The 12,075-nt window shown below is 62.9% G+C and carries 14 protein-coding genes, 2 tRNA genes and 1 pseudogene; 12 read left to right on the top strand and 5 right to left on the bottom strand.

All coding sequences use genetic code 11. The annotated features are described in order from the left end of the window. The first annotated feature begins 65 nt into the window (after window positions 1-65). The 4 genes and pseudogenes from QFZ40_RS19775 to QFZ40_RS19760 all read left to right on the top strand — a co-directional run bounded on the left by QFZ40_RS19775 (window position 66) and on the right by QFZ40_RS19760 (window position 1,539). Window positions 66-139: transfer RNA gene (locus tag QFZ40_RS19775), tRNA-Ile, on the top strand. Window positions 140-199: 60 nt separating this feature from the next. Continuing rightward, window positions 200-322: a DLW-39 family protein gene (locus QFZ40_RS19770; RefSeq protein WP_306906497.1), complete on the top strand. Its 123-nt coding sequence runs from the start codon at window positions 200-202 to the stop codon at window positions 320-322. A gap of 72 nt (window positions 323-394) precedes the next feature. Further along, a tRNA-Ala gene (locus tag QFZ40_RS19765) sits at window positions 395-470 on the top strand. Between the two features lie 117 nt (window positions 471-587). Then, window positions 588-1,539 (top strand): annotated as a pseudogene (locus QFZ40_RS19760) (DMT family transporter). A gap of 47 nt (window positions 1,540-1,586) precedes the next feature. Here QFZ40_RS19760 and QFZ40_RS19755 read toward each other — a convergent pair. Together QFZ40_RS19755 and QFZ40_RS19750 are read right to left on the bottom strand one after the other, a co-directional pair. Further along, window positions 1,587-2,462 (bottom strand): glycosyltransferase, encoded by an 876-nt coding sequence (locus QFZ40_RS19755; protein ID WP_306906496.1) that lies wholly within the window; start codon window positions 2,460-2,462, stop codon window positions 1,587-1,589. Window positions 2,463-2,596: 134 nt separating this feature from the next. Beyond that, the gene (locus QFZ40_RS19750; protein ID WP_306906495.1) at window positions 2,597-3,577 is read right to left on the bottom strand and encodes a hypothetical protein; all 981 of its coding nucleotides are present in this window, start codon (window positions 3,575-3,577) and stop codon (window positions 2,597-2,599) included. Window positions 3,578-3,731: 154 nt separating this feature from the next. Here QFZ40_RS19750 and QFZ40_RS19745 point away from each other — a divergent pair, with 154 nt between their 5' ends. The 5 genes from QFZ40_RS19745 to QFZ40_RS19725 all read left to right on the top strand — a co-directional run bounded on the left by QFZ40_RS19745 (window position 3,732) and on the right by QFZ40_RS19725 (window position 7,174). Beyond that, window positions 3,732-4,277, top strand: coding sequence for a peptidylprolyl isomerase (locus QFZ40_RS19745; protein WP_306906494.1), 546 nt, complete (start codon window positions 3,732-3,734; stop codon window positions 4,275-4,277). Window positions 4,278-4,286: 9 nt separating this feature from the next. Next, complete coding sequence (locus QFZ40_RS19740) at window positions 4,287-5,168, top strand: rhomboid family intramembrane serine protease (protein WP_306906493.1); 882 nt, start codon at window positions 4,287-4,289, stop codon at window positions 5,166-5,168. Between the two features lie 66 nt (window positions 5,169-5,234). Next, complete coding sequence (locus QFZ40_RS19735) at window positions 5,235-5,810, top strand: phosphotransferase (protein WP_306906492.1); 576 nt, start codon at window positions 5,235-5,237, stop codon at window positions 5,808-5,810. Further along, window positions 5,797-6,027: a hypothetical protein gene (locus QFZ40_RS19730; RefSeq protein WP_306906491.1), complete on the top strand. Its 231-nt coding sequence runs from the start codon at window positions 5,797-5,799 to the stop codon at window positions 6,025-6,027. Before QFZ40_RS19735 ends, QFZ40_RS19730 begins: the two co-directional genes overlap by 14 nt. A 679-nt stretch (window positions 6,028-6,706) precedes the next feature. Continuing rightward, window positions 6,707-7,174: a carboxymuconolactone decarboxylase family protein gene (locus tag QFZ40_RS19725; RefSeq protein WP_306906490.1), complete on the top strand. Its 468-nt coding sequence runs from the start codon at window positions 6,707-6,709 to the stop codon at window positions 7,172-7,174. A 218-nt stretch (window positions 7,175-7,392) separates the two neighbouring features. Here the strand turns inward: QFZ40_RS19725 and QFZ40_RS19720 are convergent, their stop codons facing one another. Continuing rightward, a complete protein-coding gene (locus QFZ40_RS19720) occupies window positions 7,393-8,007 on the bottom strand; it encodes a DNA-3-methyladenine glycosylase I (RefSeq protein WP_306906489.1) in 615 nt (204 codons plus the stop codon). Between the two features lie 8 nt (window positions 8,008-8,015). Then, complete coding sequence (locus QFZ40_RS19715) at window positions 8,016-8,270, bottom strand: cell division protein CrgA (RefSeq protein ID WP_306907005.1); 255 nt, start codon at window positions 8,268-8,270, stop codon at window positions 8,016-8,018. Between the two features lie 175 nt (window positions 8,271-8,445). Here QFZ40_RS19715 and QFZ40_RS19710 point away from each other — a divergent pair, with 175 nt between their 5' ends. From QFZ40_RS19710 to QFZ40_RS19700, 3 genes are read left to right on the top strand one after another with little or no spacing between them, the layout of a single operon-like run. Next, window positions 8,446-9,234 (top strand): class E sortase, encoded by a 789-nt coding sequence (locus QFZ40_RS19710; RefSeq protein ID WP_306906488.1) that lies wholly within the window; start codon window positions 8,446-8,448, stop codon window positions 9,232-9,234. A gap of 2 nt (window positions 9,235-9,236) precedes the next feature. Further along, window positions 9,237-9,407, top strand: a complete 171-nt coding sequence (locus QFZ40_RS19705) for a hypothetical protein (protein WP_306906487.1) — start codon at window positions 9,237-9,239, stop codon at window positions 9,405-9,407. After that, window positions 9,404-10,045 carry an anthranilate synthase component II gene (locus QFZ40_RS19700; protein ID WP_306906486.1) on the top strand — a complete coding sequence of 214 codons (642 nt, stop codon included), beginning with the start codon at window positions 9,404-9,406 and terminating at the stop codon, window positions 10,043-10,045. Before QFZ40_RS19705 ends, QFZ40_RS19700 begins: the two co-directional genes overlap by 4 nt. 60 nt (window positions 10,046-10,105) lie before the next feature. Here QFZ40_RS19700 and pknB read toward each other — a convergent pair whose 3' ends face one another. After that, window positions 10,106-12,067, bottom strand: coding sequence for a Stk1 family PASTA domain-containing Ser/Thr kinase (gene pknB / locus QFZ40_RS19695; RefSeq protein WP_306906485.1), 1,962 nt, complete (start codon window positions 12,065-12,067; stop codon window positions 10,106-10,108). Window positions 12,068-12,075: the final 8 nt, after the last annotated feature.

Below are 12,075 nucleotides of genomic sequence, written 5' to 3'. Positions count from 1 at the left end.
ATGCCTCGATTTGAGATCGGGCCGGGATGTGCTGTAAAGTCGTATCTCGGCCCGATGAGGCATCGGGGCGTATAGCTCAGGCGGTTAGAGCGCTTCGCTGATAACGAAGAGGTCCCAGGTTCAAGTCCTGGTACGCCCACGGAACCTGTGCAGGTTCAACGGAGGTTGGGTCCACGTTAGTGGACACTGCCGGAACGGGGTGCATGTGAAGAAGTTGCTGGTACTCGCAGCTGCGATCGCAGGCGTCCTGCTTTACAAGAAAGCACAGGAATCCGAGGCCCGGAAAACGGTCTGGAACCAGTCAACCGACACGGTTGATTAGTCCGGATTCCCGGACCTCGAGCTGGCAAGACGCTCCCGGGTTCTAGGGTATGATTGACGGGTTGCTTCTTATGGGGGCATGGCGCAATTGGTAGCGCACCTGCTTTGCAAGCAGGGGGTTCGGGGTTCGAGTCCCCGTGCCTCCACCATAAGAAAGTCCCGGACAGCGGAATCGCTGTCCGGGACTTTTGCTTTAACCCCACGTGATTTGACCGGCTCCTTGAGAGGCCCGGCCTTCAGATAACAGGGCCAGTAGGGTTGGGATAGTGAACTTCTTACTGGCAGCGTTCGGCGTCCTGGGTGTTGCCTCGTCCGGACCGCTCATCGCCGCCACCCTCGGTGCCACCACCGTGAGTGCCCTCGCCATCGCCTTCTGGCGCAACGCCATCGCGGCAGGCGTGATGGCCTCCCCCATCCTGATCCGCGAACCACGGGAATTCGGCCGGATCACGAGGCGTGAATTCCGCTGGTCGCTGCTTGCCGCCGTCGCTCTTGCCTTACATTTCGCCTGCTTCATCACCTCGCTGCAGCTCACCTCCGTTGCCGCTGCCACGGCGCTTGTCTGCCTTCAGTCCGCGTGGATTGCCGTATTCCAGCTGCTGCGCGGAACGAGGCACCGGTGGCAGGTACTGGCCGGCCTGGGCATCGCCTTCGGCGGCGTGGTGGCCATCACCGGCTTCGACATGGGTTCCACTCCGGGGGCGCTACTGGGAGACCTGCTGGCAGTGGCCGGCGGGGCCTTGGCCGGCCTGTACACCCTGGCGGGCGGCAGAGCGCGGCAGAGCATGTCCCTGGGGGACGTACACCACGCTCTGCTACGGGATGTGCGCGGCCCTGGTGGCGTTGCTGGCGCTGTTCAGCGGCCAGCCGCTGGCAGGGTTCGACGCCGCCGGCTGGCTGGGCATTGCAGCCATCACCGTCTGTGCCCAGCTGGTGGGCCATACGGCTTTTAATCAACTGCTTGCAACCATGAGTCCACTGCTGGTGTCGATGATCATCGTGCTGGAGATTCCAGGGGCAGCCCTCCTGGCCGCTGTGTTCCTGCATGAGACACTCCCGGCCGGAACGTATGCGGGATTGGGGCTCATCCTGGCGGGACTCGCCGTCGTCGTTCTGGGGCAGATGTCGAACCGCGCCGGACGGCCAGGCACCGGGAAGCAGAATCATCATGGCGAACCGCCGTCGGACAGACCACTCGCCGAACTAGGAACCGACTGATCCCATGCAGCGAGGGACGACGGGGACTGCCGGGCGGGACTTGGCCCCTACTGCCCGCCGCGCCGTACGGGCTGCGCCGTGTTCACCGTGTGGATGGCGCGCAGGAGCTTCGCCGGGAAATAAACGGAGAAGAACACCACCATGGGTGCCTTGAGCGCCATCTTCTTCACGTTATGTGCTTTATAGGTGCGATCGAAGCGGGTCACGTAGTAGCGGTAGTCACGCGGTGAGTCCTCAAGCCGGCGGGCGGACATGCCGGAGACCATCTGCGGCGAATACTGGACCTTGAGGTCATGGTCGGCGAGATGCAGCGAGAGGTCAATGTCCTCATGCATCTCGTCCTTTTCATCGCGGCAGGTTTCATCGCGGATGGTTTCCCATGCCGAGGCACGGAGCGCCATGTTGGAACCGAACAGGAAGTGGTACTGGTGTTTGGCCAGCTTGAGCATGAGCTGGCGCATTTTATCGTCGGCCTTTAGTCCGAACCGCCGCATGGGCATGTCGTAGTAGACGACCGGACCTGTGGCGGCCTGCACGGACGGGTCCAGGAAGGTATTCTGCACCTGCTCGACCCAGTCAGGCTCCACTACGGAATCGGCGTCGATGCGTCCCAGGACGTCTCCCGTGGCGTGGTTAAGTCCAAAGTTCCGGGTGGGAATGAGGCCCTGGCACTGGTCCTGGTTCAGCAGGATGATTGGACTCTCGGGATACTCCAGCTGCATCTGCCTGACGATGCTTGCGGTCCGGTCCGTGGAGAGATTGTCCACCACGATGATTTCGTGCGCCGGGACAGATTGGTAGATGGCAGCGATGAGGCACTGCCGGATCACGCTCTCCTCGTTATACGCCGGGATGACAATGGACACGCGGGGCAGCAGTGCTGCGTCGTTCAAGGTATCCCCGGAGGGTTTATCGGCTGACATCACTTCAAATTTAGCATCGTTGGTCTTCCGCCCCTCCGGGGACAGGTCAAAGACCGGAGAAACATTTGGAAAAGACTGAAGGGGTCCCGCTCGTGCGGAACCCCTTCAATTCGCCGTTTCCAGGCGTGTTCGTACTAGCTGGTGCTCTTGTCCTGCGAACCGTTCATGTTGGCAGCGATGTTCTTCATGGCGGTCTTGGCATCCGTGGCAGCCTTCTCCGCCGCTTCAGACGATTCATCAGCTACATGCTTTGCCTTGTCCTCAGCATCGGCGGAGTCCGTGGGATCTTCCGCAATGTCCTCGGCCTTGGCCGGGGCGGCCCCGGCGAGTGTGGCGGTGGAAGCTTCAGTGCCGGCTGCAGCTCCGGCACCCGAATCCATGGCCTCGTTCACGGTGGCGGCAGGAACCGGGGCAGGAGTTGGTGTGACGGGAGAAGGTGTCTTCCAGGGGTCTTCCACGGGCTTGGAGGCCTTCCACGCGGCTACCCCGGCGGCCACGGCGGCAGCGATCACACCGAACACCAGCCAACCGCGCTTCTTGGGCTTCTCCGGCTGGGCAAGCTGGATGCCCACTGCCTTGCCCGCCTCGGCGGCTGCCGCCTTGAACTGGGTTCCGGTTGCCTGTGCCTGCTCCTGCATGGCGTGCACAATGCCGACGTCGCCGAGTTTCTGGGCGACGGCATCCACGTGGGCCGGGGCATTTTCCAGGGTGCGGTGCACGGCTTCGGACGCGTGGCCGATCTGGTCCGAGAGCCGCGGCAGGTACTCCACCACTACCCTGTCGCGTGCGTTCTGGATCACCGGAGTGGCCTTGTCCAGTGCCTCATGGAGGCGGGGCGTGGCACCTTCAACGGCGTCATGGATCTTGGGGGCGAGCTGGGCCAGCCCGTCCTGGATGCGGGGCGTGACTGTTGCGACGCCGTCGGCCAGGTTATGGGCCGCGGTCTTGAGCCCCTCCTGGATCTTGGGAGATGCTGTATCCAGGCCATGCTGAAGGCGGGGAACTGCCCAGTCGACTGCAGCTTCTACGCGGGGGGCTGCCCAATCCTTGGCATTCTCTACTGCACTATTGACTGACTGCTCAAGGTCATGCGCAATACGATCCGATTTCTTCACAACTACCTCCCAATTAATGTGACGATCTGTTGTTAGCCTACGTGGATTGGTCTTCACCGGCTATTCTCCCCGCGTAATTCCGACGGATTTCACCCAGCGCGGAACTGCCGTTCCCGCCGCTTCCGCGTTGACCCGCCGTGAAAGAATGAGCGGTATGACTGCAATCGCAACTGCAAAAGCAACCATCCACACAAGCCTCGGCGACATCGCCGTGAACCTCTTCGGCAACCATGCGCCCAAGACGGTCAAGAATTTCATCGGACTCGCCACGGGCGAGCAGGCCTGGACCCACCCCGAGACGGGTGAGGACAAGACGGGTACGCCGCTGTACAACGGCACCATCTTCCACCGGATCATCAAGGACTTCATGATCCAGGCAGGCGACCCCCTGGGCCGCGGCGTGGGCGGACCCGGCTACAAGTTCGACGACGAAATCCACCCGGAGCTCAGCTTCAACCAGCCGTACAAGCTGGCCATGGCCAACGCCGGCATCCAGATGGGCAAGGGCACCAACGGCTCGCAGTTCTTCATCACCACCATCCCCACCGACTGGCTTCAGGGCAAGCACACCATCTTCGGTGAAGTGGCGGACGAGGAATCCAAGAAGGTCGTTGACGCCATCGAAGGCGTCCGCACCGGCATGGGCGACCGCCCCGTGGAGGATGTCACCATCAACAGCATCGACATCGAACAGCTCTAGTTTCACCTGATGAGTTACGGAATCCCGTCGGCTGAGCCGTCCGCGCAGGTTCCGGTGTGCCCCAGGCACCCGGACCGGCCTTCCTATGTGCGCTGCCAGCGCTGCGGACGCCCTGCGTGTCCCGATTGCCAGCGGGCGGCAGCCGTCGGGTTCCAATGCGTTGACTGCGTCAACGAAACAAGAAGTACGACGCCGGCAGTCCGGACCGTATACGGCGGAGCCGTGGCAACCGGCAGACCACTGGTGACGATCGGGCTAATTGCGCTGTGCGCGGTGGTTTACGTCCTGCAGTGGGTGATCCCCGGCCAGGCGGTGTACGAACAGTTCGCCTATAACAACTTCTTCATCAGCCCCGCACTCGGTGCCTTCGAACCGTGGCGCATGCTGACGGCAGCGTTCCTCCACTCGCCGGATTCCATACTGCACATCGTGTTGAACATGTACACCCTGTGGATCTTCGGCCAGGCCCTGGAGCCACTGCTCGGGCGCGCCCGGTTCCTGGCTGTCTATCTCATTTCCGCCATCGGCGGTTCCGTGGGATATCTGCTGCTCAATCCCATTTTCGTACCCGGCCAGCAGCTGTCCGGCCTGGTCGGCGCCTCGGGCGCCATCTTCGGACTCTTCGGCGCGATGCTGCTGGTCCAGCGGCACCGCGGCGGGGACACCCGGCAGCTGTGGGTCCTGATCGCCATCAATGGTGTGATCGGCTTCCTGATTCCGCAGATCGCGTGGCAGGCCCACCTAGGCGGCCTTATCACGGGCGGCCTGTGCGCGGCCGTGATTGCCTATACCCCGCGCGGACCCCGGCAGGCCCTCCTGCAGGCCGGCGGGCTCGCGTGCGTTCTGGCACTACTCCTGGCGGTGACCTGGATCAGGGTAGCCGCGGGCTAAACATGCGGGCTGAGCAGGCAGGCTAAGACGGCTTCGATTGCCCGTGCATAGACTCAAAAATTGACGATGCACGAAAATCAACTCAGCCTGGGCCGGTCAGATGCCTTGCGTCTCCTGCGGGGCGTGTTTCCCTCTATAGACGAAGATCAGGTTGCTGCGGTCGAGAGCACCGGAACAGTCAATTATCTTTACCGCGTGGGGGTCCGCTACGCGGCCAGGTTTCCGATGCAAAGCCAGGACCCCGCCAGGATCCGGGCAACGCTGGTCGCCGAACACGCTGCGATGCGGGAGTTCGCGACGATCAGCACCCTACCGTGCCCGCTGCCGGTGGTAATCGGCGAGCCCGACGAGGGGTATCCCCTGCCCTGGTCAGTCCAGACGTGGATCGAGGGCGGGATCGCAACCCCGCATTCCGTGGCGTCGTGGCGGGCCTTCGTGGAGGACCTAACGACTCTTATCGTCAGCCTTCGGGCGGCAGACACCCGAGGCCGCACGTTCTCAGGGGATGGTCGCGGAGGTGAGCTGACCGCGCACGATGAGTGGATTGCGTATTGCCTGCAGCTAAGCGACGGACTGCTCCCCGTGGATCGGCTGCGCCGGGCCTGGTCCTCGCTGTCTTCCCGGCAACGTGATCCTCATTGACGGCCGGCTCGCGGGCGTCCTCGACACCGGCGGCTTCGGCCCTGCAGATCCCGCCCTTGACCTCGTTGCTGCCTGGCACATGCTGGACACCGGCATGAGAAACCTCCTCCGCGCCAATCTTGGCATCGAAGACCTCGAATGGCGACGGGGCGCCGCCTGGGCCTTTGAACAGCGATGGGGCTGGTCTGGTACTACGCGGATTCGAACCCCGCTATGAGCGCACTTGGCAGGAACACTCTTGCCCGCCTGCTCTCGGATCCGGCCCTCGGCCTCTAGGACAGCCCAGAGAACGGGTGCCTTGTTGCGTGCTTTTCACGAATGGGTATGCCCGGACCCAGTTATCCACAGACGTTATCCACATTGTTGGTAACTTACACGGCTGTAGTTCCACAGGCAGAACGTACTAACCCTGCGGCGATGGGCGCTTGATGCACCTCAACGCACCCCGGTTTCCACAAATGTGGATAACTGCTAAAGATCCCCCTGTGGTTAAGTGGATAATTCCGTGGAAAACGAGTCTCCTGTGGACATCCAAAGACCGTGCGCCCAACGTATGCCTGGAGGCTCAACCTTTGCGCAGGATTTCCACATGATTATTCACAGTGTTAATAACTTACAAGGGAGTAGTTCCCCATCACGCTTTGAGCATGGGCCCCGGTTACGGCCAACATTTCCCCAATATGCTGAGATTTTGTCCACATCTGTGGATAACTTGTGGGTAGTGGACTGTTAGTAAGTGGAGAACCACCGGCTCGGCTCGTATGGGCGGTGACAGCGGTTCGGAGGCGGCGATCGAAATTGCCGCCTGGGTGAAATCCACGTTCCCGACCAGCATGGTGGGCGGCACCACCGTCTACGATCTGTCACAGTAGAAGTTTCCGGCCAGGAGGACACCCATGACCGCCACCACGCAGCACATCTTCCTCGACAAACAGCATCCGGCGATCTGGCGGGCGCTGAACGGCCTGGGGCTTAAGGCCCGTGAGGCTGCCGCTGAGGCGGGGATCGACCGGAAGACTGTCGAGCTTCTCTACGTGCGGATCTCCCAGATCAACGGCTGCGCCTATTGCCTGGACATGCATGTGCAGGACGCGCTGGATAGCGGTGAAACCCCGCAGCGCCTTGCCGTCCTGCCGGCATGGAGGGAAACGGCACTTTTCACCGAGAAGGAGCGGGCCTTCCTCACGCTGGCCGAGAGCTTCACCGAACTGCCGGATCACCGCAGCCGGGAACAGGACGAGGGATATGCGCGGGAACACCTCAGTGCCGAGGAATTTTCAGCGGTCAGCTGGCTGATCATCACCATGAACGCCTTCAACCGGGTATCGATCATCAGCCATCACCCGGTGCGGAGGAACCGATGACTGCGGCGGGCGCCCTCGCACCCTCTGCGCTTCCAAGCAGATATCCACAGGAAATCCACACTGTTAATAAGTCGGCCAACGGTCGCGCTTTCCCTAAAGCCTGCTCCATGGCAGGGAATTCCTCCCCGGTCCATCTGCCTCTGTCAGTTATGCACACTGTGGATAACTTTTCCAACAGCCGGGGATAACTTCTGCGCATTCCCTGCCGACCGGTCAGGCTACGCGTGTCTGTCAGGCCATACTCCGGAGGAGCCCCGGCGGTGGCTGTCCACCAGATGGGTATCGATCATGCCGACGGCCTCCATGAGGGCGAACATCGTTGTGGGGCCCACAAAGGAAAACCCCTTCTTCCGCAGGGCATTCGACAGTGCCACAGACTCCGGGGACTGGGTGGGGACATCGGCGTGACTGGAAGGCCGGGGCGTTTCCTTGGGCTGGAACTGCCACACAAAATCCACCAGGCCGCCTTCGCTCCGCAGCGCCACCGTGGCCCGGGCATTGGTAATCGCCGCGCGGATCTTGAGCCGGTGCCGCACGATGCCCGGATCCAGGAGCAGACGCTCCACGTCGTCGTCGGTGAATTCCGCAACGGCGTCGGGCTGGAAGTCGTGGAACGCCGCACGGAAGGCGGGGCGCTTTCGCAGGATCGTGGCCCAGGACAGCCCTGCCTGGAAGCCCTCCAGGCAAATGCGTTCGTAGAGTCCTTGCTCATCCCGGACAGGCAGGCCCCACTCGGTGTCGTAGTATTCGCGGAGGAGTGGATCGACGGAGGCCCACGGTGGCCGGGCCAGCCCGTCGTCGCCGATAACCGTGCCGTTACTGCCGGGAATCATGCCGGCGGCTAGGAACGCCAGCGGGTGGTCATCAGGAAGCCGACGATGGCGATGCCGAAACCGGCCACGATGTTCCACGATCCCCAAGCCTGGACGGGAAGTACGCCCTCGCTGATGTAGAAGGTGATGATCCAGAGCAAGCCAATGATCATCAGACCGAACATCACCGGCTTGAACCAGACAGCATTGGGCTTGTATGCCTGCGTCGCCGATGCCGGCTGCGCGGCGCTGGAAGTCTTCTTGCGTGGCTTTGACTCGGGCACGTGCTCTCCTTGGCGGTCTGAAGCAAGCTCGGCGGCCAGGGCTTGATATCCTGCAAGAAGGAAATTGCCAGCGGTCTGCGCGATCTTGGACAAATCTGGATTCTTACTAGCAGCCAATTCTAGCCGTAGTTCAGGGCCCACCAGCGCCCATCATGTCCGACCCGGAGGAGAACGCGTGGTATTGCAGGAGAAGGCGAGGCCAGCCGCTGCGCCGGCTCCGGGCGCCAAGATTCTGCGCGGAACCGTCCAGGTCCTGGGCGAGCTGCTCATCACCGCCGGCATTATCCTGTTGCTCTTTGTGGCCTGGCAGCTGTGGTGGACCAACGTGGAATCGGACGCCAAGCAGCACGAAGTCATCAAGGAATTCGCCCAGGGCCTTGGCGGCGCGGCGCCTGCCAGCCCAGCTCCCGCCGGCACACCTGCCGCTCCCGTGGATTATGGCGCACCGGTTGTCGCGACGGCACCGGGACATGGCGGAACCATTGGAATCATGTACATTCCGCGCTTTGGCCCGAACTACACCCGGCCTATCGTCCAAGGGACCAGCAGTGACGTCCTGGACACCCTCGGACTGGGCCACTACAGCAACACCGCCATGCCGGGAGCCGTAGGCAACTTCGCCGTGGCGGGCCACCGGCAGACCCACGGCGCCGTCCTGGACAACATCCACACCCTTGTGCCGGGCGACAAGATCTACGTTCAGACCAAGGACGGCTACTACGTCTACGTCTTCCGGAACAACCAGATAGTGCTGCCGTCCAGGACCGACGTGCTCGAACCGGTCCCCACCAAACCGGGGGCCAAACCGACGGAAAGCTTCCTCACCATGACCAGCTGCAACCCCCGCTTCGGTTCCCAGGAACGCATCATCGCGTACGCCCTGCTCGACAGTTGGCGGCCCGCTTCCGCGGGGCCGCCGGCTGAAATCGCAGCCGAGGTTGCCGCCGCAATCGGGGGAAGCTGACCATGTACGGCTGGATCTTCCGCCACCTCCCGGGTCCCCTCTGGCTCCGCATCCTCACCTCGCTGGTGCTCGTGGCACTGGCACTGGTCATGATGGTTCAGTTCCTCTTCCCCTGGATGTCACAGTTCACCCAATTCACCGACTCAACGATTGGTTCCGCAAGTCAGCCATGACAACAGCTAAAATCCTGGTCGTAGACAACTACGACAGCTTTGTATACACCCTGGTGGGGTACCTCCAAGAGCTCGGTGCGGAAACCACCGTGGTGCGCAATGATGATGTCACGCTGGCCGAGGCCATCGAGATGGCCGAATCGCGTGACGGCATACTCATCTCGCCGGGCCCCGGCAACCCGGCCGAGGCCGGCGTCTGCATCGAGCTGATCAAATGGTGCGGCACCAACAGCAAACCCATGTTCGGCGTCTGCCTGGGCCATCAGGCACTCGCCGAGGCCTATGGCGGCAAGGTGACCCATGCCCCGGAGCTGATGCACGGCAAGACGTCCCTGGTGGAGCACAATGGCACTAGCGTCTTCGCCGGACTCCCCTCCCCTGTCACCGCCACCCGCTACCATTCACTGGCGGCCGTCCGCGAGACTATCCCTGACATCCTGGAGATCACCGCGGAAACGTCATCGGGTGTTGTCATGGGCCTCCAGCACCGGACAGCCCCGCTGTGCGGCGTGCAGTTCCACCCGGAGTCAGTGCTGACCGAGGGCGGCTACCAGATGCTGGGCAACTGGCTTGAGTCCCTGGGGATGGCCGGAGCGGCTTCCCGGGCTGCAAAGCTGAGCCCGCTCATCCAGCACTGACCCCCGCGTCTTAAGCCCTCGCGTTGTCTTAAACCCGGCGTTGCCTGGCCCGGCGTTGCCCTAACCGAGCGGGCTAAGCTTCTTAGTCGAAGTGGGCGTCGGTGTAGGTGTGGGCGTCGGCGTCGGAGGAGGCGCCGGCTGCTTAGCGACCACAAGGTTGATGGTCTTGCCTTGCGCAACAGAGGAGTTGACCGGGTCACTCTGATCCGTCACCCGGCCGGCTTCGACCTGGGAATTCTCGACTTCCTGGACATTCGGGACCAGTCCCAGATCCTTGAGTGCGGCCTCCGCATCAGCACGGGTGCGGCCGCGGAGCTCCGGCATGGAAACCTTGCCGGTGGAAACAATAATCTCCACAGTGCTGCCCGGCGCCACCATCTGGCCCGGCGCGGGGCTGGTGGTAATCACCCTTCCCGCAGGGACTGTGGCGCTGTTGGCCTCAGTGGTCGAGGGCGCCCCGACGAGGCCGCTTTGCCGCAGCACATCACGGGCGGCCGCCTCTGTCTGGCCCGGCAGGTTGTCAGGGATCTTGACAGTACTGGGGCCGTCCGAGATGTTGAGTATCACGTCGGAGTCAGGATCCAGTGAAGTTCCGGCAGCGGGATCCGTGCCGATGGCTGTCCCCTTGGGCACAGTATCGTTCTGGAGGCGCTTGATCTGCGGACGCAGGTTGGCGCCGTAGAGCTCCTGCAGCGCGGCGGACTCTGTGAGGGCTGCCACCGCCGGGATCTGGACCTTGGGAGGCGCCGGAGCGGGGCGGTTCACGATGGTGTACACCCACAGTCCGCCGCCAGCCAGGACCAGAATAGTGAAAATCACCAGCGTGGTAATCCATGCTCGACGGCGGGACTTCTGCCGCGGGGTCCGGTCTCGTTCCCGGGGCAGCCCCAAGGGCAATTCGTCCAGTTCTGACGGCTCGTAAACGGCTGCCGGCTGGGCCGGTAGTCCACTTCCGTCGCCGAGGGTGTTGCCAGGGGAACGTAACCTGCCCGTCGGCGCATCGTCCAGGAAGCTGGCGCCGGTGTAGGCGAAAGCCTCCGTTGCGGGGCCTTGATGCGGCGTCGGGACATGGTCGTTGGGATCCGTCGGGGCTTCTGTCGCCGCGAGCTCCGGCACCGGGACGCCTGCCCGGGCGGCGCGCAAGGCCCGCCGGAAAGCCGCGGCATCCTGGAAGCGGTCCGCCCGGTTCTTCTGAAGGGCTTTGGCCAGGACACTGTCCAGTGGTTCCGACACGGCGGGGTTCACACTGCTGGCAGGCTCGGGAATTTCGCGGACGTGCTGGTAAGCGACGGACACCGGGCTGTCTCCAACGAACGGCGGGCGGCCGGTCAGCATCTCATACAGCAGGCACGCGGCGGAATAAAGGTCACTGCGTGCATCAACGGTTTCACCTCTCGCCTGCTCCGGCGAGAGGTACTGCGCGGTCCCCACCACTGCCTGGGTCTGCGTCATGGTGGCGGAAGAATCAGCCATGGCCCGGGCTATCCCGAAGTCCATGACCTTCACCGAATTGGAGGCCTCACAGAACATGACGTTTGCCGGCTTGATGTCCCGGTGCACAATCCCGGCTTTGTGGCTGTACTCAAGAGCGGACAGCACGCCCAGGCAGAAGTCGATGGCCCGGTCAATGCTGACTTCGTTGGCGCGAATGAGGTCCCGCAGAGTGCTGCCCTCTACGAACTCCATCACAATGTAGGGCACCCGGATGTTGTCCTCGGAGCCGTCGGGAACCGCATGCTCGCCAGTGTCATAGATGGCCACGATGGAAGGGTGGTTCAGGGCGGCCACAGACTGCGCCTCCCGTTTGAACCGGGCCTGGAACTGCGGATCCCGGGCCATGTCCGGACGAAGCAGCTTCACTGCAACAGTCCGGCCCAGCCGCGTGTCCACTCCCCGATGGACGTCCGCCATCCCGCCCCGGCCGATGAGTCCGCCCAGTTCGTAGCGGCCGCTGAGGACGCGCTGATTATCCACCGGGAGGCTGTCCTCCCGGTGCGACGGGGTGCGGGGCGAGTCAGTCACAGATGGTC

This window comes from Arthrobacter pascens, from assembly GCF_030816475.1.
Lineage (GTDB): Bacteria > Actinomycetota > Actinomycetes > Actinomycetales > Micrococcaceae > Arthrobacter > Arthrobacter pascens_B.
The sequence above is the reverse complement of the archived record's forward strand: the minus strand, read 5'-3'. Positions and strand labels throughout refer to the sequence as shown.

Bases quoted from the DNA above. Each gene is read 5' to 3' on its own strand.
- QFZ40_RS19755 (WP_306906496.1), bottom strand. From the start codon at position 2,462: ATGTCAGCCGATAAACCCTCCGGGGATACCTTGAACGACGCAGCACTG.
- QFZ40_RS19745 (WP_306906494.1), top strand. From the start codon at position 3,732: ATGACTGCAATCGCAACTGCAAAAGCAACCATCCACACAAGCCTCGGC.
- QFZ40_RS19740 (WP_306906493.1), top strand. From the start codon at position 4,287: ATGAGTTACGGAATCCCGTCGGCTGAGCCGTCCGCGCAGGTTCCGGTG.
- QFZ40_RS19735 (WP_306906492.1), top strand. From the start codon at position 5,235: ATGCACGAAAATCAACTCAGCCTGGGCCGGTCAGATGCCTTGCGTCTC.
- QFZ40_RS19725 (WP_306906490.1), top strand. From the start codon at position 6,707: ATGACCGCCACCACGCAGCACATCTTCCTCGACAAACAGCATCCGGCG.
- QFZ40_RS19720 (WP_306906489.1), bottom strand. From the start codon at position 8,007: ATGATTCCCGGCAGTAACGGCACGGTTATCGGCGACGACGGGCTGGCC.
- QFZ40_RS19705 (WP_306906487.1), top strand. From the start codon at position 9,237: ATGTACGGCTGGATCTTCCGCCACCTCCCGGGTCCCCTCTGGCTCCGC.
- QFZ40_RS19700 (WP_306906486.1), top strand. From the start codon at position 9,404: ATGACAACAGCTAAAATCCTGGTCGTAGACAACTACGACAGCTTTGTA.